Source organism: Streptomyces sp. Je 1-4 4N24, assembly GCF_026239515.1.
GTDB lineage: Bacteria > Actinomycetota > Actinomycetes > Streptomycetales > Streptomycetaceae > Streptomyces > Streptomyces nigrescens.
The window spans coordinates 8,513,831-8,536,253 of sequence record NZ_CP110836.1 but is presented as its reverse complement, the minus strand read 5'-3'; the positions used below and the strand labels follow the sequence as shown (position 1 = coordinate 8,536,253).

The window sequence follows — 22,423 nt, the reverse complement described above, 5'->3', positions numbered from 1 at the left end:
AGGCCGTACGCCGGTGGCGGCGGGCGGTGCGGTGGACGAGGCCAGGCCCTGCCCGGGGCCGGAGCTCGTGCAGGCCGAAGAGGGCCGCGTCGTTCTTCAGTGGCAGGTCTTCGGCGGGGCCGGTCGGCTGCCGCCGTCGGACCGGGGCAGCGCGGCCGAGGCGAGGAAGTCGTCGAGCATGCTGATCTGTACGTCCTGGGGGAATCGGCCGGGGTCGAAGAGGGCCTGGACGACGAGTCCGTGGGTGAAGGCGACGGCAGCGGCGGCAAGTTGGTCCGGGTCGGCGGCTGCGGGGAGCTCGCCGAGATCGCGTGCGGCTTCGAGGTGCGGGCCGATCGTCGAGCGCAGGCGGGTGTAGCGGTCGGCCTGTTCCGCGGTCAGCCCGTCGTCGGCGAGGGAGAGGTCCCAGGAGCTGACCCAGATGCGGTTGCGGGCGGTGTCGTCCGGAGCCAGCGGCAGGATGTCCAGGAGCATGGCGCGCACGGTGGCGAGGCCCGCGGCGGGACGCGCGCGGCGGGGCCTCTCCGCGCTGCGCTTCTCCAGCAAGTCCAAGGCGTGTGTGAGCAGGGCCCGTTTGGTCGGGAAGTAGTGCATGAGCATTCCGGTCGAGACCCCCATCGCAGCGGCGACGGCACGCAGGGTCAGCCCGCCGAACCCCCTGTCGGCGAGTACGTGCCACACCGCCTCGGATACGTCCTTGCGGCGGGCTTCACGGTCTCCGGGTGCGGGCGGCGGCATGCTGCTAGCTTACGTACCGAACGCTTGTTATGGACCCAGAGAGCGAGGCTCCCATGTTCACCCAGCCGCTCGGCGACCAGGCCCAACTCCGCCCCCTGGAGCCGTGGCAGGCACAGGAGTTCCTCGCCCATATCGACCGCGCCCGGGGCTCCGTGGACCCGTGGATACCCTGGGCGACGTTCAGCACCGACCTCGACTCGGCCACGGCTACCCTCCAGCGCTACGCCGACCGTCTGGCCCAGGACACCGGCCGGATCTACGGGATCTGGCTGGACGGCACGCTGGTCGGCGGCGTCATGTTCACCCACTTCGACAGCGCCTCCGGGGTGTGCGAGATCGGCTGCTGGCTGGAGCAGGCCGGGGAGGGACGGGGCCTGGTGACCCAGGCCTGCCGGGTGTTGATCGACTGGGCCTTCCAGGAACGCGGAATGAGCCGCGTCGAATGGTGGGTCGCGGCGGGCAACACCCGCAGCATCGACGTCGCGCGCCGACTGGGCATGACCCGCGACGGCGTGCTGCGACAGCGCTCTTCGTACCGAGGTACGCGGCACGACAGCGAAGTCTGGTCGGTCCTTTCCGGAGAATGGCCCTCTCCCGGGGAAGTGTCCGGGGCCCGCGTCCAGGCCGAACTCGACCGGCTGATGCGCGTGTTCGTCGGCGCCTTCACCAACACCGGCGACAGCCGGCCGGACCTCGGGGTCATCCGCGACGTCTTCATTCCGCAGGGGAGGATCATCGCGAACGTCGGGGCAGAGCCCGTGATCTACGACCTCGACGCGTTCATCGAGCCCCGGCAGAAGATGCTCACCGACGGGACGCTGACGGAGTTCAGCGAATGGGAGGTCGCAGAGCGGACCGAGATCTTCGGATCGATCGCGCACCGGTTCAGCGAATACCGCAAGTCCGGCTTCCACCACGGCGAGTGGTTCGAGGGCTCCGGCCACAAGACCACCCAGTTCGTCCGGACCCCGTCAGGATGGAGGATGTCTTCACTGGCCTGGGACGACGCACCCGCCACCGCCACCGAATGACCGCGCGGATCATGGCGGGACCGAGGCGTGCGCGGCGGCACTCGACTGGTTCACCGGCGTGCTTCCCGGCGAGCCGGTGGTGCTCTGCACCCAGACCGCCAACGACCGCGCGATGCGCCTCGCGGCGAAGCTGGGGTTCACCGAGGTGGAGCGGTTCGAGGAGTACGGCGCCGAGCAGTGGTTCGGCGTGTGGTCCTCCGTAACGCCGTCCGGTTGAGCCGGGTTCTCTCACACCCGTCCGGGTCTCGCAGTGACGAGGGATGCGCCAGGGCATCGCCGCCTGACGTCCGGCCACAAGTCGCCTGTCGCAACGGCGGGTTCCTGCAGCCTCGATGCCGGTGATTCAGGCCGTGGTCGTGCGCGGGCTTCCTCCTGGGCGGGGGCCGATCAGGACGCGGGACAGCAGGCGTGGGTCGGCCAGCGTCAGGGGACCTGCAGTCATGTGGAAGAGGCCGGAGAAGGCGGTGTAGAGCTGCGGGTCATGGGGGACGGTGTCGATCAGGCGGTTCATGAACCAGTTGCCGGCCCTGACGGGCCAGGAGAGCCGCGACTGATCCCAGGCCCGGTCGGGGGTGGTTGCCATCAGCCATGAGGAGGCGGTGACGCGGGCCAACCGCTTCTGGAAGGCCTGCCCGTCGAGGGGAGTGCGGGCAGGCCTGTTGCTGAGCATCTGCTCCAGGAGACGGGCTTCGAGCGCGGCGATGGTCATGCCCTGTCCGTAGGCGGGGTTGAAGGTGCACACCGAGTCCCCCAGGGCAATCAGACCATCGGGCCAGCTGGCAAGGCGGTGGTAGGCGATCTTTCGGTTGACCGTACGGGCGTAGCGGCGCACGGCGGAGGTGGGGGTGAGGGAGGCGATGGTGTCGGCGACAGGGCCGCGCAGCGTTTTGGCGAAGGAGAGGAATTCGCCGTCGCTGTGGGGCAGTTGGGTTCCGTTGGCTCCGTGCAGGGTGACGTGGAGTGCCTTGTTCTCGATCTGGATCGCGTAGCAGCCCTTGTGGAAGTCGGGGGCCCGCAGGGGTTGCAGCACGCCCATCCACGAGGGCGGGGCCTGCCCTTCCGGGTAGGAGTAGGTGTGTGAGGCATAGCCGACCTGAGCATCGACGGTCGTCGTACGGGGGCTGGGCAGACCGAGGGCAGCCAGCCACTGCGGCAGGTGGGAGGAGCGGCCCGAGGCGTCCACCACGAGGTCCGCGGCGATCTCGTCCTCGCCGTCACCGTTCTTGACGCGCACGCCCGTGACCTTCCCGGGCGGGACCGTGCGCAGGCCGGTGACGGTCAGTCCGTCCCGTAAGGTGACGGGTTCCAGCGCCCTCACCCGTTGGCGGAGAACATGCTCCAGGAGAGGACGGGAGAAGGTCTGGATCGGCATGCCCATCGGTGTAGGCGGGGGGGTGCCGTTGGGCAGCACGGCACACAGCCCTTCGCCCCAGTCCCACACCGGCGCACCGGCCTGTTCCAGCTCGGCCCGCAGCCCGGGGAAGTACCCCTCGAACACCTCGGCACCGAGGGCCAGAAGGCCATGGACATGGTGCCCCTGCGGCACGCCGGCCCTGGGTGCGGACGCACTCGGAAGCGTGTCGCGTTCGATGACGGTGACGGCCTCGAAGCTGTCGGCCAGGACACGCGCGGCGGCAAGCCCCGCCATGCCCGCCCCCATCACCACCGCGTGCCGGACGTCCGAATCCGTGGGCATACCGCTCCCTCCCTCTGCGGGCCGAACCCCGCTGTTCCCGGGCCCTTCCCTGCCCCGATCGGCCGACGGGTATGCCGAAAGAGGTGAGCAACTGAGTACGTTCCGTAATCAGGGTGATGTCGCCCCGAGTCGGCTGATGGCTCGTCCCGGCCGGAGTTGACAGGGCCGGTGATCGTCTCAGTGTCGGGGCAGGAGGGAGCCCAGGGGGCCCAGATCGAGGTTGAGGTCTTCCAGACGCAGGTCGTGCTGTTCGCACAGTTCGGTCATCCGCGCTTCGAGATGCATCAGCGTCTCCCCGATGTGTTCCACCTGCTCATCACTCAGATCGCCCTGCTCCACGCGGCGGATCGCCTGCCGTTCCATCAACTGCCGCAGCAGCTCGACCACGGTGAGCACCAACGAGACCAGATCGCGGCCCATTTGCTCACGGTCGAGGTCGATTCTGCTCTCGGGCGTACCCGTTCTTCCCGTCACAGCGGACCTCCGTCCGACCACGGTGCGGGCACACGTTCACTGACCGAGGAGAGCAGTGCGTGCAGGGAGAGCCGGATCAGCGGCACATCGGCGATGGCGATGACCAGGTCCCCGCTGACCACGACCCCGGTGGACAGGACGCGGTCCAGAAGGTCGACCAGTGGCACCCCGATGGGCCCGGCGAGCGGGCCCGGGGTGTCCCAGGGGACGGGCTCGCGCACGGACACGGCTCACACCTCCCCGACGAAGGAGTACGGCACCCAGGGGCCCGAGACCTCGACCTCTGCTCCCGTACGGTGCCGCAAGGTCTCCACCGCGTCGAGCAGTTCCTTCTCCCGCACGGTCATCACCAGGTATGCGGCGTTGAGCACCTGCAGGCGGTGCCGCTCCCCGGTCATCTCCGGAGTGTGCGGGCGAAGCCGGCGGGTGGCGGTGGCCAGACGGCTCAGGGCGGCGTCGACGTCCTCGGCGGTCTGCAGCGCACGGTCGTGGTGCTGTTCCCGCGCCCGGTGCAGCCCCCGTTTCCGTTCCAGGTAGGCCCGGCCCGCCCCGCCGGACGGTCCGCCGCCGCTCCCTGGAGATCCGGTTCCGGGAGGCTCGGGAGCGGCCGTCGGGAGGCTGACCTTCACTCCCCATTCGGCGTGGCCCTCGATACGGGCCAGCGCAGCGGCGAAGCGGTCCCGGTCCGCGCCAAGGGCCTGTCGTGCCCGTTCGTCCCCCCGGTAGAGGGTGGCCAGCGGCAGCGGCACCGTCGGCCCGCAGGCGGCGGCCGCGGTCACCACCTCGTGGTGAGCCCGTGCGCAGCGCTCCAGTTCGGCACGGTCCGACAGCCGCTGCTGCCAGGCGTCCTGGGTGAACTCGGCGGCCGGTACATGCTGGACGACCGCGGTGAGCGGGCCGAGCGGCAGTGTGCGCACGGGGAAGCCTTCGACGAGGCCCGCGAGCCCGCTGAGGGCAGCCGGGTCGAGCCGGCGGCTCACCGCATAAACATAGGTCGCGGTCGCGGTCGCGGTGGCGGTGGCTGGGGCGCTCTCCGAGGTGCCGAGCTGCTCTGTCGTCATGACGCCGCCTCGTCATTCGTCCGGGAGGAGGACGTATCACCGTCGTCGCCGGACTCCAGCGCTTCGATGCGCTCGCGCAACCGGGCGTTCTCTTCGCGCAGTTCACTCCGTGCCGCCTTGGAACTGAGCGCGGGGTCGGTCTCCCACCAGTCGATACCGGCTTTCCTGGCCGTCTCCACCGACGCGACGAACAGGCGCAGCCTGATGGTGAGCAGCTCGATGTCCAGCAGGTCGATCTTGATGTCCCCGGCGATGACGATGCCCTTGTCGAGGATGCGTTCGAGGATGTCGGCGAGGTTCGCGGTGCTGGGACCGTTGGCCGGAGGAGCGGCCTGTCTGTAATCGACGTCGGTCACGTGGTCACTCATTCCTCTTCGTCGCGTACGGGGCGGGGCCCGGCTCCGGAGCGCCGGTCATCTCCCGTACAGCAGGTCGAGCAGCTGGTCCTCTTCGCGTTCGAACGCCGCTTTGCTGAGGTGACCGGCTTCGTATTCCTGGTTCAGCGCGGCGAGCCGGGCGCGGATGACGGACGGATCGTGCAGCTCGCGGTCGGCCGCCTGGGCGAGTTGGTCGGCCACCCAGACCACCCCCCGCACCGGGGCGAGCGGCAGCGTGAGCACTCCGCTGATCAGCCCCATGTCATCCTCCCGCTCTTCCCGCGAGCGCCTGCGGCTCCAGGAAGCTGTAGCAGGGCAACGGACCCGCCACCCGCAGTTCGACGCGCTCGTGCCGGTCCTGGGCGAGACGCTCCGCCTCCGCGGCGAATTCGGCGCTGTCGCTCCGGTCCACCAGGAACGACACATTGATCTGGCATCCGGACACCTCCGGCCCGGGGCGGACCGCATGCGCCCAGGGCTTCAGCTCCCGCACGATTTCCTGGCCCGCTTCGGCGGCCCGGCGCGACAGCGCGGTCGCCACCGCCTCTCCCAGCCGCATATTGGCCTCGTAGCTCGGCCGGCGACGTACCTCTTCGCGCAGCCCGCGGATGGTGGCGTCCCCTGTGACGAGGGCGGCGAGCGAGTCGTTGGCCGGCATCGCCTTGACATTGATCTCAACCCGGCCCGCGAGGCTTTCCAACGCCGCCAGATGGCGCTCCTCGGCATCGGCCAGCTGACGGCGGATCACCGTCTCGTCCGGCGCCACCATGCCGAAGCGCATGGGCAGGACCGGCCCGCCCTCGGACAGGGCCAGCAACAGCTCCTGATGCGCCAAGAGGTCGCGACGGCGGGCGCGCAGCTTCGGCGGCGCCTGGCTCACGACCGCGGCGACCCGCCCCTCCACGATTTTTTCCACGACTCCTGGGGGATCCCCCACTCCACCCACATGCGAGGGCAACGGGCGATCGGTCCGGACGATGCCGTAAACGTAGATACCGTCGTCCGTCACGGGTCATTCCTCCTCTGAGCGCCGTCGGCGGGAAGCAGCTCCGGACCGGGCGGAACTACGCCGCCGCCGCTGCGGCTGCGCTTCCTCCTCGTCCGCATCGTCATCCGAGTCATCGCCCTTTCCCACCGCCGAACGGACGGTTTCGCCAACGGATTTGGCGGCGTCCTTCACCTTGCGTTTTCCGATGCCTTTGGCGGCCTGACCGCTGAAGAGTTCGGGAACGGTGACACTTCCCGAATCCCGCTCCAGATCCAGCCGATTGCACGCCTCCGCGAACCGCAGGTAGGTATCCACACTGGCGACCACGATGCGGGCATCAATCTTCAGAATCTCGATCCCGACCAGGGACACCCGTATGAACACATCGATGACCATCCCCCGGTCCAGGATGAGCTCCATCACGTCGTACAACGTTCCGGCCCTGGGCGGGCAGGGAATTACCTCTCCGGACAGGCCTGAATAGGTCGTGGTGGTCATCTGGGGTGCCCTTTCAGCTGGTCAGGACGGCGCGCTCACTGGTCGGCCGCACCTCGTCGATAGCGGTGGGTCCGGTAGTACTCGAGCAGTTCGCCCTCGTCGTCGAGCCTTACCTCGTACGTCGCAAGAAGGCTTGTGGTGTCCGGGATCCGCGCCAGCTCCAGCACATCCACCACGACACACCAGCCGTCGTCGGTCCGCCGTACCGCCGAAACGCCCTCGGTCCGGTGGCTGATCACGCTCTGCAGCAATTCAGCGGCACGGTGCGCCACCTCCGCAGGGGTGTTCTCCGGCGTTGATTTCCGCTTTCGGGCAGCCGTGGACGACCGGACCCGCGTTCGGGATTGTTCTGCCATACACCAAGTCTCATCGTCTCCATGACCTGCGCATCCTGAGCGGGCCCAATCTTGTGCCGCGGCGGACGCGGACCGCGCCGTGCGACATCGGCAAGGCAACGGCGGCCTGCGCCAGGCCGGTGGATACCCGCGGAAAACGGCGGTCCGCCATTAGGGGGCGCGCACTCCCGGTCAGGCGGCGTGGGGAGGGCGGCGGCGGGTGACGGCCAGGATGGCCATGTCGTCCTCGTGGTCGCCCTCGGTCCAGCGGCCGACGTCCTTGGTCAGGGCCTCCACCAGCGCCTCGGGGTCGGTGAACCGCCGGCTCAGGCGCCCCGAGAAGACCGGGTCGTAGAACGTGCCCCGCTTGTCCCGTGCCTCGGTGACCCCATCCGTGATCAGCAGCAGCGAGGCTCCCACGGGCAGTGGCGCCACATCGACCGCTTCGGAGGCCGCGGGAGCGATATCGCCCAGCCCCACCCCCAGGGGGAGCTGCGGGACGGCCGGGTCGAGCCGTACGAGCTGCCCCTCGTGCACCAGATACGGCGGCGGATGCCCGCGGTTCACCAGACTCAGCGCCTCACCGTCGGCGGAGACCTCGGCCAGCACGGCGGTGGTGAAGCCCTCACTGGAGATCACCGGCCCGCTCCGGGCCGCCGCTCTGGCCAGTGCCTCGTCCAGCCGCCGGCCCAGCGCGTCCAAGGTGGGAGCGTATTCGGCCTCCTGACGGAACGCCCCGAGCGCGACCGACACCGCGGCGACAGCCTGGATGCCCTTGCCCCGTACATCCCCGATGATCATCCGTACCCCGAACGGCGTCTCCTGCACCGCGTAGAAATCCCCGCCGATCCGCGCCTCGGCCTGCGCCGTGGTGTACCCGGCAGCCACGGCCAGCGGACCGGCCTCCGCCGGCGGGTCCGGGAGCACCGCCCGCTGGACCGCCTCCGCGACATCCCTGGCCAGCGCCAGATCACGGCCCTGCCGCACAATGAGCCGGTTGACCCCGAGCGCCAGCACCCCGATCAGGCCCACCACGGCCAGATCGACGAACAGCGGCGTCGCCGGACGCCCACGCTCGATGTCCAGTGCCACCGAGACCACACAGGTGACACACACGACGGCGAGCGCGGAGCGGAAGGTGAGCGTGGCACCGGCCACGAGCGGTGCGGCGGCCAGCAGCGGCAGTCCCATGTACGGCTCGGGCGCGAAAAGGTTCAGCAGGACGCCGGCCAGGAGGGCCAGCGCCGCGAGGATCCAGGGCACCTTCGCCAGCGTGGGTTGCAGGCCATTCACAGTGCATCTCCTGCTGCCGGGCCGCGCTCGCGACGCGGAAGGACCGGACGCCGCCGCACGGTTTGCCGCACCGCACCAGGTGTGTAGTTCCAATGGCTTCACATATACGCCCTGTGGGCTGGATGCGCGCGTTGCGGACCCGCTCCCACGGGGCGGGTGACCCGGCCTGGCTTGATCCGGACGCCCGGTCACCGCCGCCCCGAGCGATAATGATCGAATTGCGCACTGGGGGGCCGCGTCATCTTTTACTTGATTCTCGCTTGTGATGTGCTTTTTTGGATCTTCCTCGTCGGCGGCCTGGCCGCGCGCTACGCCGCCGGCCGGCGGATTCTCGGTGGCGCGCTGCTGCTGTGTGTCCCGCTGATCGATGTCGTGCTGCTGGGGGCCACCGTCCTCAGCATCCGGGACGGCGCCGGGCCGACCGTGTGGCACGGCCTGTCGGCGGCCTACCTCGGTATCACCGTCGTCTACGGACACCGCACCGTCCGCTGGGCCGACGCGAAGTTCGCCCGCCGCTTCGGCGGGAGCAGCGCTCCGCCCCGCCCAAGCCTCCACGGTCGCGCGGCTGTTGTGGACGCCTGGAAGTCCTGGTTCAGGTTCCTGCTGGCCTATGCGATCAGCGTGGGCTTGATCTTCGCTCTGGTGGTGCTGGTCGGCACCTTCGACAAGGCCGCTCCACTCCTCGTCTGGCTCAACCCGCTCACCAAAGTCCTTGTTTACAGCCTCATTTGGCCCATAGTGACCACCATTTGGCCCGGCAAGGCGCCGGAGCAGGAGCAGGAGCAGGAGCGGGAGCGGGAGCGGGAGCGGGAGCGGGAGCGGGAGCGGGAGCGGGAGCGGGAGCGGGAGCGGGAACGGGAACGGGAGCGGGAACGGGAGCGGGAGCGGGAGCGGGCAACGGAGAACGGCTGAAGCGCAGGCCCGGTGTGGTCGTGCCGACCAGCGCTACCGCGCCGATGCACAGCAAGCCGCCACTGACCAGCGCCGCCGTGCCCGATGTGGCGTCCGCCATGAGGCCGCCGCGCATATTGCCGAGGTCCGGGCCGGCCTGTCCGACGATCTGTTCCGCGGCGCTGACCCGTCCTAGCAGCTCATCGGGGGTGTGCAGCTGTACGAGGGTGCTTCGGGACACGACGGCGACGGTGTCGGCGGCACCCGCCAGGACCAGGAAGGCCGGCCCGGTCCACGGGTCGGCCGACAGGCCGAAGAGGGTGAGGGCCGCGCCCCAGGTGGCCGATCCGCCGAGCATGACGAGACCGGGGCGGGAGAGGCGGGTGAAGGTCCCGGCGAAGAGGGAGGCAAGGACCCCGCCGGCTGCCACGGCGCTCAGAAAGAGTCCGAGCGTGCGGGGATCGTTGCCGAAGCGTTCCGCGTTGACCAGGGGGAACAGGCTGATCGGCATCGACAGCACAGTGGTGGCCAGGTCCGTGAGGAGCGCTCCGCGGATGACGGGAGTGCGGACGAGAAAGACCAGGCCGTCCGCCACTCCGCGCAGACCGGGCCGGGCGGGGGCGTCGCCGGGTCTCATCCGCGGCAGGCCGAACGCGCCGTAGAGCGCGGCGGCGAAGGTGAGCGCGTCGATCAGGTAGACACCGCCGACGCCCAGCCCGCCCAGGATCAGCCCACCCAGTACCGGGCCGGTCAGCATGGCGCCCTGGAAGGCGATCCGGTTCAACGCCAGCCCGGCGGCGAGCTGTTGCTTCGGCAGCAGCCGCGGAAGGAAGGTGCGTGACACCGGACCGCTGCCGGCCGCGAAGCAGGACTGCACCGCGACCAGCAGCAGCACCCCCGCGGTCGGAAAGTTCCCGAGGAGGCCCTGCAGGGCGAGCAGGGACGCACAAACGGCTTGGCCACTGGTCGTGATCAGGTAGAAGGTCCGCCGGTCCACGCGGTCGACGAGCGACCCGGCGAAGAGTCCGAGCACGATGAGGGGGACGGCCTGGGCCAGACCGACGGCCCCGGTCCAGACGGTGCTGTGCGTCGTCTGCCAGACCTGGAACATCACAGCGACCAGGGTCATCTGGCCGCCGAGGCGGGAGAGCGTCTGGCCGAGCCACAGCCGCCGGAACGGCGCCGACCGGCGCAGCGGGGTCACATCGAGCAGTGCGCGCTTCACTCCCATGCGGGGTCCTCGGCCAGCTTCTCGGCGATCCGGTCGTGGAAGCTCTTGCGCGCGAGGACCTGCTCGATGTCGGCGACGACCCGGCTCAGCGGATAGGGGATCTCGGCCTCGATCTCGGCAAGGGCCGCCTCGGTGGCGCGCCACTCCGCGGCCAGCCGTCCGACGATGCCGCGGGCGCGGTCCGTGAGCGCCACCTTCTTGCTGCGCGCGTCGTCGCCCGGCACGGTCTCCACCCAGCCGGCCGCGCGCATCGCGGCCACCTTCTGGCTGAGTGCGGAGTGGGTCCGGCCGACCGACCCGGCCAGTTCGGTGATGGTCATCGGCCCGCGGGCGTGGAGCCGGAGCAGCTCCATGACGTAGCTCGGCTTGAGCCCGGTGATCCGCTCCTCGGCGTAGATCCGGGCGATCTCCGCGTCCATCGATGCCTGCAGCAGTCGCAGCGGCCGCCAGAGGCTCTTGCCGGTGGGGTCGAGCGTGGGGTCCTCGGTCATGCGCGGCATCGTAACAGTGCTTATGTAAGTGCTGTCAGATTGCTTTAGGCCAGCGGTGCCCAGGCCCCGCCGGGACGAGGTGTGCGGGCGGCCGGTCCTGGTGGACGATGGAAGCCGAAGCACTCACCAGCGAAGGGGAGGGCCACAGCCAACGAGGTGGACAGACCGCGGACCGGAGCGAGGGGGCAGGCCACGTGGTCCGTCGGGTGGAAGGAGTGCCCGGGTGAGCGCAGCCGACGGGCGTCCGGCCGGTGCCGGTCAGCCGCAGGGAAGGCCGCCACAGCCGAGCGGGCTGATGGACCTCCTCGGTGTGGCCGCGGTCCTGCTGGACGCCGACGGCCGGATCGTCCTGTGGAGCCCGCAGGCCGAGGACCTGTACGGCTACAGCGCCGAGGAGGCGCTCGGGCGGTACGCGGCACCCCTGCTCGTGCACCAGGAGCACTGGGACCTGGTCATCGGGAAGTTCACCGGCGTCATGGAGACCGGCCGGAGCTGGAGCGGTACCTTCCCCGTCCGGCACAAGGACGGCACCGTGCGGCTGGTGGAGCTGCGCAACATGCGGCTCATGGACGACCACGGCGACTTCTACGCCCTCGGGCTCGCCACCGACTCCTCGACGCTCCGCGAGGTGGAGCGGGATGTCGCCCTGTCCACCCGGCTGATCTCCCAGTCCCCCATCGGGCTGGCGATGCTCGACACCGAACTGCGGTACGTGGCCGTCAACCCTGCCCTGGAGCGGATGCACGGCATACCCGCGAAGGACCATCTCGGACGGCACTACCGCGAGATCATGACCGCCGCGAAGTTCGAGGTGCCCGAGGCCGCGATGCGGCAGGTCCTCAAAACCGGGGTTCCCATGGTCGACCAGGCCACGGTCGTCGGCCGTACCCCCTCCGACCCGGACCACGAGCACGCCTGGTCGATCTCGCTGTACCGGCTGGAGGACCCCCATGGGCGGGTGCTCGGGGTGGCCGACCTGGTGGTGGATGTCACCGACCGGTATCAGGCAGCCAGGGAGGCCGCCGAGGCCCGGCAGCGGCTGGCCCTGATCGCCGACGGCTCGGCCCGGATCGGCACCACCCTGGAGGTGGGACAGACCGCCCGGGAACTGGCCGAGGTCACCGTTCCCGAGCTCGCCGACGTGGTAACGGTCGATGTCCTCGACTCCGTCCTGGACGAGCACCGGCCCGCCCCTGACGACGGCCCGGCGCTCTTCCGCGCCCTCGCGGTGAAGGCCGCCTACCCGACCGAAGCCGTCCGGGCCGCCGATCCGCCCGGCCATATCGCCGCCTACGACACCGACCGTCTGGCCACCCAGTGCGTCCGCACCGGCCGCCCGATCCTGGTCTCCCACGCCGATGCCCGTGACCTGGCGCGCATCGCCCGCGACGACCAGGCCGCCACCCTGCTGGCCCGCGCCGGGGTGCACTCCTACATGCTGGCCCCGCTCACCGCGCGCGGCCATATCCTCGGCGTCCTGGGGCTCATCCGGGCGCTCAACTCGCCGCCCTTCGACGAGGACGACCTCGCCCTCGCCGCCGAACTGGCCTCCCGCGCCGCCGTGTGCATCGACAACGCCCGCTCGCACCAGAGCGTGCGCAATGCCGCCGAGACCCTGCAGCGCAGCCTGCTCCCCGACCACCCGCCGCACCGTCCCGGTCTCCAGCTCGCCTCCCGGTACCGGCCCGCGCAGGCCACCTACGAGATCGGCGGCGACTGGTACGACGTCCTCCCGCTCGACGGCGACAAGACCGCCCTCGTCGTGGGCGACGTCATGGGCAGCGGCATCGACGCCGCCGCCACCATGGGGCGTCTGCGCACCGCCACCTGCGCCTTCGCCGACCTCGACCTCGACCCCGACCAGGTCCTCCAGCACCTCGACAAGATCACCTCGGGGCTGGAGCACTACATCGCCACCTGCGTCTACGCCACGTACGACCCCCACCGCTCCACGTTCCATATCGCCACCGCCGGCCATCTGCCCCCCGCCCTCGTCCGCAGCGGCAAGCACCCCGAGTTCCTCTACCTGCCCACCGGCACACCGCTCGGAGTGGGCGGCGTCCCCTTCGAGACCACCACCTTCGTCCTGGACCCCGGCGACCAACTCGTCCTCTACACCGACGGATTGGTCGAGACCCGCCACCACTCCCTCGACGAACGCCTCGACACCCTGCTCCGCCTGCTGGACGCCCCCGACCGCTCCCTGGAAGACACCTGCGACCGGCTCCTGCGCGAACTGCGGCGTCCCGATGACCCGGATGATGTCGCCCTGCTGATCGCCGGCACCGAGCCGTTCATCCCGGGAACGCCCTAACGGCCTTGCGGGAATCCGCTGCGGCACCCCGGGCACGTTCGCCCGATGGCCGAAACAGCGGGTCGCAACCGGCGAATTACCCGACCGAATGCGGGCGTGACGTGAATTGAGAAAGGATTTGAGCGCTCGCGCCCGGAAATTGCTATTCATTGGGACCAGGCCGCGTCCCCTTCCGGTGAATGCCGTGCAGTTCAGCACTCGGGAAGCGTCGTTCCCCTGTCGTCTGTCGTCGTCCGGTCCCGTGAGGCAGCCCCTCACCAGCAGCAATCCGTCATGCTCATGCCTTTTCCCGCGCACACCGCCGATGCCGGCGGCGCGCTCACACCACCCAGAAAGCTCAATTATTCGCCCGGATTCGATCCTCTCAAGTGGTGCGCCGTGACAATGCAACTGGCTGGGTGTCATATCACTACTGCGCCGCAGAAGGCCGACAGGGTGTCGCCCTTCGCAGCAGGCCGAAAGGAACATGTCCATGCGCAGTGCCCGCACTCTGTTCGCCTCCGCCGTCATCACCGCGATGTTCGCGGTTGCCGCTCCCACCGCGACCGCGGCCGAGGCCCACACCACGGACCACGTCGCGTCGAGCAGCTCCGACCACGACCACCGCAAGTGCAAGCACGGACACCACAAGAAGGACCATCACAAGAAGAAGCACCACAAGCGGGACCACCACAAGCGTGATCACCACAGGTGGGACCACCACCGGCCGACCGGCGGGGTGCACACCGGCGGCGGGTACCTGGCCGACCTCCTGCGCTAGGACGGGGACCAGGCCCGGCACGACGGGTCAGTAACCGGGTGCCGGCCGGCTTCCTGTTGCACCGTGGGGTGGGCTCTCCTCCGGGGGAGCCCACCCCACTTCGGCGATTCGCCGTGGCAGGCGACGGCTGGTAGGGAGGTGGTATGAGCGAAATACCTCCGGTCCTGACCGTAACCGCTATCAGCACCATCGGAGTCACCGATGTTCACGACGACAACGCGGACTCGTGGCTGGTGATCGAAACCGCCGAGCAGGGACAGCTGTTGCTGAACCTTCCCGGCCCCCTGTACCGGGCGGCGGTCCAGTCGACCGAGCTGCCGGCCGGCCAGCCCGGCCCCGGCCGCCTGGCGCTGACCGAGGACGAAGTCGCTGCCTACCGCGCCCACATCGCGAGCCTGACCCGGACGGACCAGGAGTCCGCCGAGTAACTGGATGATCAGCCGGACCGGTCACCGACCGCACACCGACTGCATCGAAGAACGACGCCCGGAACCTGCGGCGGGCGTCCACGGCGGCGTTTCAAGCGGCCGAAAGCGGCAACGCGTTGTGGCATGTCCTCACGCGCTCGTTACCGCAGCAACGAAGCAGCGAAGGTCGTCGTCGTCCTTGCAGACCTGACGGCGCTGATCCTCGGTCTGTGGATCCTGTTCGCCCTCGTCGACGCGAACCGCGCCAATGATCTGGTCAACTTTGTCCATGATGCGGCCGGCTGGCTGGCCGGGTGGTCGCACGATCTGTTCACCATGGACGCCGACTGGTTGCGGACCGTGCTGAACTACGGGCTGCCCGCCGTCGTCTATGTGTGCATCGGGCACGCGCTTGCTGCCCGGATCCGCCGTATCTAAGGGCCGCCAGCTCCCTGGTTCCGGGCCCGGGCGATGAGGACGGCGACGTCGTCGGGATCGTCCGGATCGCGCAGTGCGTCAAGCAGACGGTCACAGGTGTCCTCCAGGGAACGGTCCGGGCTGTCGAGAAGGTGCAGGAGAAGCGCCAGACGCTCGTCGATGGCGTCATGGCGGGTCTCGACCAGCCCGTCCGTGTAAAGAACCAGCTGGTCGCCGGGGCGCACGCCGAAGGTGGCCTCCTCGAAGGGCACACCGCCGACCCCGAGGGGTACGCCGATGGGCAGGTCGAGCAGTTGCGGGGGCTTGCCCGTGCGCATCAGCACCGGCGGCAGATGTCCGGCGACGGCGATGTGACAGACGGCGTGGTGCGGGTCGTAGACGGCGTAGGCGCAGGTCGCGTACTGATCCAGACCGGCGGTGATCTTGTCGATGTGCTGCAGCACCTCGGTCGGCGGGATGTCGAGGTCGGCCAGGGTGGAGGTGGCGGTGCGCAGGCGTCCCATGGTGGTGGCTGCGTCGATGCCGCTGCCCATCACATCGCCCACGACGAGCGCGGTCTTGTCCGCCCTGAGGGGGATCACATCGAACCAGTCGCCGCCGACCTCGCTGGTCGTGCCGGCGGGCTGGTAGCGGGTGGCGATCTCCAGGCCCTTCTGGTGCGGCGGGTGGGCGGGCAGCAGGCTGCGCTGGAGGGTGATGGCGGCGTTGCGCTGGCTTTGGTACAGGCGGGCATTGTCGATGCACACCGCGGCGCGGTCGGCCAGTTCGGCGGCCAGGGCGAGGTCGTCCTCGTCGAACGGCAGCGGGTTGCGGGCGCGGGTCAGCCGCCACGTCCGCGAGGTCGGGAACGGCGACGTCGGCAAGCTCGCGGGCGGTCTGCTCCACCTCCAGAGTGGTGCCGATCCGGGCGGACCCGTCGGCGATCATGGCCAGGCGTCGCCGGGCGCGGGCCGCCTCGGTGGCCGCGCGGTGCCGGTCGGTGACGTCCACCGAGAGGACGGCCACCCCGAGCACCCGCCCGCCCGGGTCCTCCAGCCGGTAGTAGGAGACCGACCAGGCGTGATCGTTGTCAGGGTCGGCGGGTGTGCGTCCCACGGTGTGTTCGTCGACCAGGGGCGTGCCGGACTCCAGGACCTGCCGCAGGGCGGCCTCGATGGCATCGGTCTCCAGGAACGGCAGCACCTCACGCACCGACCGGCCCAGATGGTCCTCGGCGGGGACTCCGTTCATCCGCTCCAGCGCCGGGTTGACGGCCAGATAGCGCAGCTCGGTGTCCAGGACGGCGAGTCCGATGGGGGACTGCGAGACCAGCCGCGTGGACAGGGCCACGTCCCGTTCCACCTGGCGCAGGATCTCCTCGTCCGTGGCGATGCCCAGGGCGTAGAAGTCACCCCGGTCGTCCAGCAGCCGCATATTGCGGAACTCGACCAGCCGGGTGCTGCCGTCCTTGTGCCGGACGGGGAAGGCGCCGGCCCAGCTCTCGCCCGTCGCCATCACCTCGGTGAACAGTCTGATCACCAGGTCCAGGTGCTGTTCATGGACCAGCAGCCGCCCGGCGAACCGGCCCAGCGCCTCCTGCGCGGTGTACCCGAACAGCTTCTCGGCCTGCGGGCTCCACAGCACGATCCGTCCCTCGGCGTCGAGCAGCACCGCCGCGACGCTGAGCAGGTCCAGCAGCCCGCTGCGCTGCGGCTCCCCGGGAGGCGGCTGGGCGCCCGCCGGGCCGAAGGGGCCTGCTGTACCCATCCCAGGCACCTCCTCCGCCTGTGAGCGCGGCATGCGGCCCCGCCGGGTTCAGACTGCGGCCCGTGTCCACTGCACCCAGCAGTGCTTCCATGGTCCCCGGATCAGGGCGACCGCGCAGTCGCGCCGGACCGCGCCGCGGCGCCCCGGACCACTGATGCGGTCGGCAGGGCGCGCACCGGCCCGCACCGTGATCAACACCACCACTCCCCCGGCGGGTCGGCGGGTCGGCGGGACGGCGGGTCGGCGGGTCAGCGGGGCGGCGGGTCAGCGGGGCGGCAGGCCGGCGGGTTGAGAACGTGCTCCCCGCCGCCGTCCCCGCGCTGGTCACGCCGTGGGAGAGCAGGCGCTCGCGGGCGCGGTCCGCGGGGTGGTCCGTGGTGAACAGGGCCGGTCGGCGGGGCCATTCCCCGGTGGCTTCCTCCGCAACTCCAGGTACGCATTCGCCGCCCGGGCCCCGGATTTGCCTCGGGCCAGGGGCGGTGTGCAACAGTGGGCCTCCCGGTCAGCCGGGCGCGCCGCCTGCGCAGCCCCTGCCGGGACTCCCCCACACCCCAAACGGTCGGTTCCGGCTGCGCCCTGCGCGTGTCCGGGCCGTCGCCCTCCCGCTACGTCCTTCCCGAGAGAGCGATGCAGGCAACGACTCTTCCTCCCCGGACCGCAGACCTGTTCCGACAGGGTCTGGAGCGCCAGGCCGGCTCCGCCCTGCTGCGTTTCGGCGCCGCGCGACGGCGCCCGGCCGACCGGATCAGCTGGTCCGGCGACGGTGCCGCCGCCTGGCTCGACGACGCCCGCGGACATCTGTGGAGCGTCGGCGAATCGGTTCCCGCCGCCGGGCTCATCCTCCGTGCCGCGCATGAACTCCCCGATGATGTAAGGGAGTTCACCGGCCCTCTGGGCACCGAGGCCCTGGTCGGCCGTCACCTCGCGGTGACCGATGTCGTCGAGTGGGTCTTCCGGTGGACGCTGGAGGAACCGGCCGTCCACCGGGCCGAGGAGCGGGTGATCGAGCTGGACGAGACGCACCACGGGGAGCTGCTCGCCTTCCTCAACGAGCACAGCCCCGCCCATTCGACCGGCCCCGGCTCCTCCGGCGTCAGCCTGTGGACCGGCATCCGTGACACGGACGGACGGCTGGTGGCCTGCGGCGCCCTGAGCAGCCTGCGGGACAGCGGCGCTCCGCTGATGGCGTCGGTCGCGACGGACGCGAGGCAGCGCGGTCAGGGGCTCGGTGCGGCGCTGACCGCGTGGCTGACCCGGTACGCCGTACGCCGGTACGGGTTCTGCACACTGTGGCAACTCGCCGACAACTCCCCCGCCGAACGCCTCTACACCCGCCTCGGATACCGCAACGAGGACCCGTGCGTCTCCGCGCGCATCGCCGCGCCGGGACGCCCTTGAGGGGACGCCGGCCCGTCGACGCCGTCGACCGGTGACGAGGCCGCGCGCTCACAGCCGCAGGCGGTGCACCCGGGCGAGGAGCAGGACGGTGTCATCGGCCGGGGAGCTCGGTACGAGGCGGGCGAGGATGTGGTCCGCGGCGGCCTCCAGTGAGTCGGGGAGCCGGCCCAGTTCGGTGCGGAGCGCCGTCAGCCCCTCGTCGATGTCCTGGCCCCGCGCCTCGATGAGGCCGTCGGTGTAGAGGACGAGCGTGGTGTCGTCGGGCAGGCCGATCTCCGTCGACCGGTAGGGACAGCCGCCGACGCCGAGCGGGACCCCCAGCACCTCGTCGACGATCTCGGTCCGGCCGTCGGGGTAGCGGAGGAGGGGCGGGGGGTGACCGGCGCTGGCGATCCGGGCGCGTCCGGTGACCGGGTCGTAGCGGATGTAGAGACAGGTGGCGAGTTCGATGCCCGCCTCCTGGGCGCACTGGTCGAGTTCGGCCAGCAGCTCTTCCGGCTCCTGGTCGTGCCGGGCCAGTGCCTTGGCGGTGATACGCAGCCTGCCCATCGACGCGGCGGCCGAGACGCCGTGTCCCATGACATCGCCGACGACCAGGGCGACTCGCTGCTCGGGCAGGGCGATCACGTCGTACCAGTCGCCGCCGACCTCGGTGACGTGGCTGCCCGGCAGATAGCGATGGGCGAGGTGCAGGGAGGGGCAGGTCCCCAGGGAGCTGGGCAGCAGCGCCCGTTGGAAGGTGAGCGCGATGTTCCGCTCCCGGCTGTACAGCCGCGCGTTGTCCAGGCAGAGCGCGGCCCGGGAGGCGAGCTCCGCGGCCAGGCTGAGGTCCTGCTCGGTGAAGGCCGGCCGGGCCGCGGAACGGCCGAAAATGGCGATGCCCTGCACCGTCCCCCGGGCGATGAGCGGGGCGAGGAGGAGGCAGGTCAGACCGCTGTCGGCCAGCACCCGGGCGCGCTCTTCGTCCAGCACGGTCCGCAGGATGAACTCCTGGTTCACCGGCGCGGAGATCGGACGGCCGGTCCGCAGCATCCGGTGGATGGCGGAGCCCGGCGGGTAGTGCACTCCCTCCACCCCGCTCACCAGTTCCGTCGCGGGAGGGGGCAGGACGGTGCCGTGGGCCAGGCGGCGAGTGATCACCGGCAGCGCCGGGTCGAACGACTCCCGCTCGTCCAGCCATTCCACGAGCTCCACGACGGCCGCGTCGGCGAAGGCCGGAACCACGGCGTCGACCAGCTCCTGGGCCGTGACCTGCACGTCCAGGGTGGTGCCGATCCGGGTGGACGCCTGGTCCAGCAGCGCCAGCCGCTGACGGGTGGCGGTCGCCTCGACGATGGCCTGCTCCCGGTCGGTCACATCCACCAGCAGTCCGCCCACCCCAGGGCGGGTGCCCCCTGCCCGGGAGAGCGGGAAGAAGCTCACCGACAGCACCTTGTCCCGGTCCGGATGGCCCCGGGTGCGCATCCCGACCCGTACCCCCGCGACGGGCTTGCCTTCCTCGGCGACACCGCGCAGCATCCGCTCGTACTCCCCGCCGTCCGCGGTGATCATGATCTCGGTGATGCGCCGTCCCAGGTGCTCCTCGATGGGCAGCCCATTGATGTCGGCGAGCCCCTGGTTGAGGTGGGCGTAGCGCAGCTCCTCGTCGAGCATGACCAGGCCGATGGGGCAGGTCTCGAAGAGCGCGTCGAGGAAGGCGAGATTGGTCTTCACCCGGTCCAGCTCGTCACCACGGCTCGCCAGGGCCATGACCACCGAACGCCCCTCGGCCCCGGCCACCGGGAAGACCCGGAATCCGCAGTCGAAGACCGAACCGTCCAGGTGCGTGGCGAGCAGCCGTCCACGCCAGTAGCCCTCGGTCCGGCCGCGCTCGGCCAGGCGGGCGCAGGCGTCGGTACCGTCACCGGGAGACGCGGGGAAGAGCAGGGCGCCGGGCTTCGCCAGCAGCTCCGCGGCGCGGTAGCCAAACAGGTGCTGGGCGCCGGGGCCCCAGTAGCAGATCCGGTTGTCGTCATCGATGCCGAACACGGCGACCGCGACATGCTCCAGCAGCGACCCGGGCTCGGACCAGAGCGGACCGCGAGCCTGCTCGTCGCTCGGCCGATCTGATGGCACCGGCTTGTCCTTCCACCCGCCGCGCACGGTGGTCCGGCCGCCCTCCGGACGCCGGAGCGGCTCTCTTCATTCTGCGCCCGTCGCTCAGGTGCGGACACTCGGCGTGGTGAGCAGGCCCGGGACGAGCGGCAGCGCGGCCGCCGTACGCCGCGGTTCCGGCCCTCATGATCGATCCGGCCGGACCCGCCCTGGCGTACGGCAGCGCACCGGCACCTGAGCGGCCGCAGTGGCGCGGTGCCGGGCCGGGCCGGACCGGGGGCCTGACCGGGGCCTGACCGGGCCGGGCCAGGCCGGGCCAGGCCGGGCCGGCCTCGATGCGCCGGGATGCGCCACTGCCCGGCCGGGATGCGTCGGGCCGCGCCAGATACGCCGGGATGCGCAGTACGAGGAGACCCGTACCGCCGCGCCTCCCTGACCTGGGAGACGTCGTCCCGCAACTGCCCCACGGGGCCGGTCGGAACCGAATGACATTGGCTGGATTCCCGGTGTGAGCGGACCTGCCGATGCGGCTTGGGTGGAGAGGTCCGCAAGAGCGCTGCGTGAGGGGTGCGGGTGTACGACTACATCATCGTGGGTGCCGGTTCGGCCGGATGTGTGCTGGCGGCCCGGCTCACCGAGGACGAGAGCACCCGCGTTCTGCTGGTCGAGGCCGGGCCGGTGGACGATGCACAGGAAATCCACGTCCCCGCCGCCTTCGGCAAGCTTTTCCAGACGAAGTACGACTGGAGCTACCTCAGCGACTGCGAACCAGGGCTGGACGGCCGGCGCCGGTTCCTGCCCCGCGGCCGGATGCTCGGTGGTTCGTCGTCGATGAACGCGATGATCTACATCCGGGGCAACCGCCGCGACTACGACGCCTGGGCCGCCGCGGGTGCGGAGCAGTGGGGCTGGGACGACGTTCTGCCCTACTTCCTGCGCGCCGAGGACTTCCGGGGGGAGACCTCCCCGTGGCACGCCACCGGCGGGCCGCTGACCGTCAGCGAAGGCCGCTCACGGCATCCGCTGATGGCTGCCTACGTGGCGGCCGCCCAGGAGGCCGGCCACCCCTACACCGCTGACTTCAACGGTCCGGAGCAGGACGGTGTCGGCTACTACCACCTGACGCAGCGCGACGGAATGCGCTGCAGTACGGCCGTCGCGTATCTGCGGCCGGCTCTGGAACGGCCGAATCTCGAAGTGCTCACCGGCGCCCAGTGCACCCGGGTGCTGTTCGACGGGACCCGCGCGACCGGGGTCGAGCTTGAGCGGGGTGGTGACCTGCTCCAACTGCGCGCCGAGCGGGAGGTGGTGCTGTCGGCCGGGGCGTACAACTCCCCGCAGCTGCTCATGCTTTCCGGTATCGGCGTGGCCGATGAACTGGCGGCCCTCGGCATCACACCCCGGGTGGACCTCCCGGTGGGGGAAAACCTCCAGGACCACCCGCACATCGGCCTCTCCTACCTGACCGACACCGAATCCCTGCTGACCGCGGAGACGCCGGACAATGTGCGCATGCTGGAGGCCGAGGGCCGTGGTCCGCTGAGCTCCAACGTCGGTGAGGCCGGAGGGTTCCACCGCACCCGCGAGGGGCTGGACGCTCCCGACGTCCAGGTGCACGCCACACCGGTGATGTTCCACGAGGAGGGCATCAGCCCGGTCACCGACCATGCCTTCATGTTCGGCGCGGTCCTGCTCGCCCCCACCAGCCGGGGCAAGGTCTCGCTACGGTCGGCGATCCCCAGCGCCAAACCGCACATCCTGCACAACTACCTGACCACGGAGGAGGATCGCGCCACGGTGGTACGGGCGCTGCGGATGCTGCTGGACATCGCCGACCGGCCCAGCCTGCGCAAACACCGTCGCGCCGACTTCCGCGTCCCCCGCGCCACGGACGACGCCGGGCTGCTGGAGTTCGCCCGGCGCGAGCTGCAGACCCTCTACCACCCGGCGAGCACCTGCGCGATCGGCCCCGTGGTCGACTCCCGGCTCGCGGTGCACGGTGTCAGCGGTCTGCGCGTGGTGGACGCCTCGGTGATGCCGACGGTGGTGCGGGGCAACACCAACGCTCCCACGATCATGATCGCGGAGAAGGCGGCGGATCTGATCCGCGGCCTCCCGGCACCGGCCTGAACCGCGGTCTCCGGGCACCGGCCTGAACCGCG

At 70.6% G+C, this 22,423-nt stretch carries 21 protein-coding genes and 2 pseudogenes; 8 read left to right on the top strand and 15 right to left on the bottom strand.

Features of this window, described 5'->3' with window-relative positions; genetic code table 11:
- Nucleotides 1–96 precede the first annotated feature (96 nt).
- Nucleotides 97–738, bottom strand: coding sequence for a TetR/AcrR family transcriptional regulator (locus SLV14N_RS37015; protein ID WP_208687215.1), 642 nt, complete (start codon nucleotides 736–738; stop codon nucleotides 97–99).
- A 53-nt stretch (nucleotides 739–791) separates the two neighbouring features.
- Between SLV14N_RS37015 and SLV14N_RS37010 the strand changes: the two genes are divergently transcribed.
- Nucleotides 792–1,769, top strand: coding sequence for a GNAT family N-acetyltransferase (locus SLV14N_RS37010; RefSeq protein ID WP_263272708.1), 978 nt, complete (start codon nucleotides 792–794; stop codon nucleotides 1,767–1,769).
- Nucleotides 1,770–1,791: 22 nt separating this feature from the next.
- Nucleotides 1,792–1,986: pseudogene (locus tag SLV14N_RS37005) on the top strand (GNAT family N-acetyltransferase); the annotation flags it as partial.
- A gap of 126 nt (nucleotides 1,987–2,112) precedes the next feature.
- On the opposite strand, the gene SLV14N_RS37000 reads toward SLV14N_RS37005, so the two are convergent.
- The 12 genes from SLV14N_RS37000 to SLV14N_RS36945 all read right to left on the bottom strand — a co-directional run bounded on the left by SLV14N_RS37000 (nucleotide 2,113) and on the right by SLV14N_RS36945 (nucleotide 11,104).
- Nucleotides 2,113–3,465: an NAD(P)/FAD-dependent oxidoreductase gene (locus SLV14N_RS37000; protein WP_263272707.1), complete on the bottom strand. Its 1,353-nt coding sequence runs from the start codon at nucleotides 3,463–3,465 to the stop codon at nucleotides 2,113–2,115.
- A 177-nt stretch (nucleotides 3,466–3,642) separates the two neighbouring features.
- Entirely contained in the window at nucleotides 3,643–3,939 is a 297-nt protein-coding gene (locus tag SLV14N_RS36995) for a gas vesicle protein K (RefSeq protein ID WP_208687207.1), read from the bottom strand.
- On the bottom strand, nucleotides 3,936–4,166 hold the full coding sequence (locus SLV14N_RS36990) for a gas vesicle protein (protein WP_127149305.1): 231 nt from the start codon (nucleotides 4,164–4,166) through the stop codon (nucleotides 3,936–3,938). Before SLV14N_RS36990 ends, SLV14N_RS36995 begins: the two co-directional genes overlap by 4 nt.
- Nucleotides 4,167–4,169: 3 nt before the next feature.
- Complete coding sequence (locus tag SLV14N_RS36985) at nucleotides 4,170–5,000, bottom strand: GvpL/GvpF family gas vesicle protein (protein WP_263272706.1); 831 nt, start codon at nucleotides 4,998–5,000, stop codon at nucleotides 4,170–4,172.
- Complete coding sequence (locus SLV14N_RS36980) at nucleotides 4,997–5,356, bottom strand: gas vesicle protein (protein WP_263272704.1); 360 nt, start codon at nucleotides 5,354–5,356, stop codon at nucleotides 4,997–4,999. The genes SLV14N_RS36985 and SLV14N_RS36980 overlap by 4 nt, the downstream gene beginning before the upstream one ends.
- Nucleotides 5,357–5,413: 57 nt before the next feature.
- Nucleotides 5,414–5,638, bottom strand: a complete 225-nt coding sequence (locus SLV14N_RS36975; protein ID WP_127149308.1) for a gas vesicle protein GvpG — start codon at nucleotides 5,636–5,638, stop codon at nucleotides 5,414–5,416.
- A 1-nt stretch (nucleotide 5,639) separates the two neighbouring features.
- Nucleotides 5,640–6,386 (bottom strand): GvpL/GvpF family gas vesicle protein, encoded by a 747-nt coding sequence (locus SLV14N_RS36970; RefSeq protein ID WP_208687200.1) that lies wholly within the window; start codon nucleotides 6,384–6,386, stop codon nucleotides 5,640–5,642.
- 3 nt (nucleotides 6,387–6,389) lie between these two features.
- On the bottom strand, nucleotides 6,390–6,863 hold the full coding sequence (gvpJ, locus tag SLV14N_RS36965) for a gas vesicle protein GvpJ (protein WP_093637960.1): 474 nt from the start codon (nucleotides 6,861–6,863) through the stop codon (nucleotides 6,390–6,392).
- 35 nt (nucleotides 6,864–6,898) lie between these two features.
- A complete protein-coding gene (locus tag SLV14N_RS36960; protein ID WP_208687196.1) occupies nucleotides 6,899–7,219 on the bottom strand; it encodes a gas vesicle protein in 321 nt (106 codons plus the stop codon).
- Nucleotides 7,220–7,390: 171 nt separating this feature from the next.
- The gene (locus SLV14N_RS36955; RefSeq protein WP_263273407.1) at nucleotides 7,391–8,470 is read right to left on the bottom strand and encodes a PP2C family protein-serine/threonine phosphatase; all 1,080 of its coding nucleotides are present in this window, start codon (nucleotides 8,468–8,470) and stop codon (nucleotides 7,391–7,393) included.
- A 745-nt stretch (nucleotides 8,471–9,215) separates the two neighbouring features.
- Complete coding sequence (locus SLV14N_RS36950) at nucleotides 9,216–10,613, bottom strand: MFS transporter (RefSeq protein ID WP_263272699.1); 1,398 nt, start codon at nucleotides 10,611–10,613, stop codon at nucleotides 9,216–9,218.
- On the bottom strand, nucleotides 10,604–11,104 hold the full coding sequence (locus SLV14N_RS36945) for a MarR family winged helix-turn-helix transcriptional regulator (RefSeq protein ID WP_208687192.1): 501 nt from the start codon (nucleotides 11,102–11,104) through the stop codon (nucleotides 10,604–10,606). Before SLV14N_RS36945 ends, SLV14N_RS36950 begins: the two co-directional genes overlap by 10 nt.
- Before the next feature lie 223 nt (nucleotides 11,105–11,327).
- Between SLV14N_RS36945 and SLV14N_RS36940 the strand changes: the two genes are divergently transcribed.
- The 4 genes from SLV14N_RS36940 to SLV14N_RS36925 all read left to right on the top strand — a co-directional run bounded on the left by SLV14N_RS36940 (nucleotide 11,328) and on the right by SLV14N_RS36925 (nucleotide 15,023).
- A complete protein-coding gene (locus tag SLV14N_RS36940) occupies nucleotides 11,328–13,418 on the top strand; it encodes a SpoIIE family protein phosphatase (RefSeq protein ID WP_259670644.1) in 2,091 nt (696 codons plus the stop codon).
- 472 nt (nucleotides 13,419–13,890) lie between these two features.
- The gene (locus SLV14N_RS36935) at nucleotides 13,891–14,178 is read left to right on the top strand and encodes a hypothetical protein (protein ID WP_263272698.1); all 288 of its coding nucleotides are present in this window, start codon (nucleotides 13,891–13,893) and stop codon (nucleotides 14,176–14,178) included.
- Nucleotides 14,179–14,321: 143 nt separating this feature from the next.
- Nucleotides 14,322–14,606: a hypothetical protein gene (locus tag SLV14N_RS36930; protein ID WP_127149314.1), complete on the top strand. Its 285-nt coding sequence runs from the start codon at nucleotides 14,322–14,324 to the stop codon at nucleotides 14,604–14,606.
- A 123-nt stretch (nucleotides 14,607–14,729) separates the two neighbouring features.
- Nucleotides 14,730–15,023, top strand: coding sequence for a hypothetical protein (locus tag SLV14N_RS36925; protein WP_148588762.1), 294 nt, complete (start codon nucleotides 14,730–14,732; stop codon nucleotides 15,021–15,023).
- Here the strand turns inward: SLV14N_RS36925 and SLV14N_RS36920 are convergent.
- A pseudogene (locus tag SLV14N_RS36920) lies at nucleotides 15,020–16,769 on the bottom strand (SpoIIE family protein phosphatase). The gene SLV14N_RS36925 and the pseudogene SLV14N_RS36920 sit on opposite strands and share 4 nt — an antisense overlap.
- Nucleotides 16,770–17,396: 627 nt before the next feature.
- On the opposite strand from SLV14N_RS36920, the gene SLV14N_RS36915 reads away from it, so the two are divergent.
- Nucleotides 17,397–18,167, top strand: a complete 771-nt coding sequence (locus SLV14N_RS36915) for a GNAT family N-acetyltransferase (RefSeq protein WP_208687185.1) — start codon at nucleotides 17,397–17,399, stop codon at nucleotides 18,165–18,167.
- A gap of 48 nt (nucleotides 18,168–18,215) precedes the next feature.
- On the opposite strand, the gene SLV14N_RS36910 is transcribed toward SLV14N_RS36915, so the two are convergent.
- Nucleotides 18,216–20,282, bottom strand: a complete 2,067-nt coding sequence (locus tag SLV14N_RS36910) for a SpoIIE family protein phosphatase (protein WP_263272697.1) — start codon at nucleotides 20,280–20,282, stop codon at nucleotides 18,216–18,218.
- Nucleotides 20,283–20,834: 552 nt separating this feature from the next.
- Between SLV14N_RS36910 and SLV14N_RS36905 the strand changes: the two genes are divergently transcribed.
- Nucleotides 20,835–22,391, top strand: a complete 1,557-nt coding sequence (locus SLV14N_RS36905; RefSeq protein ID WP_263272696.1) for a GMC family oxidoreductase — start codon at nucleotides 20,835–20,837, stop codon at nucleotides 22,389–22,391.
- Nucleotides 22,392–22,423 lie beyond the last annotated feature (32 nt).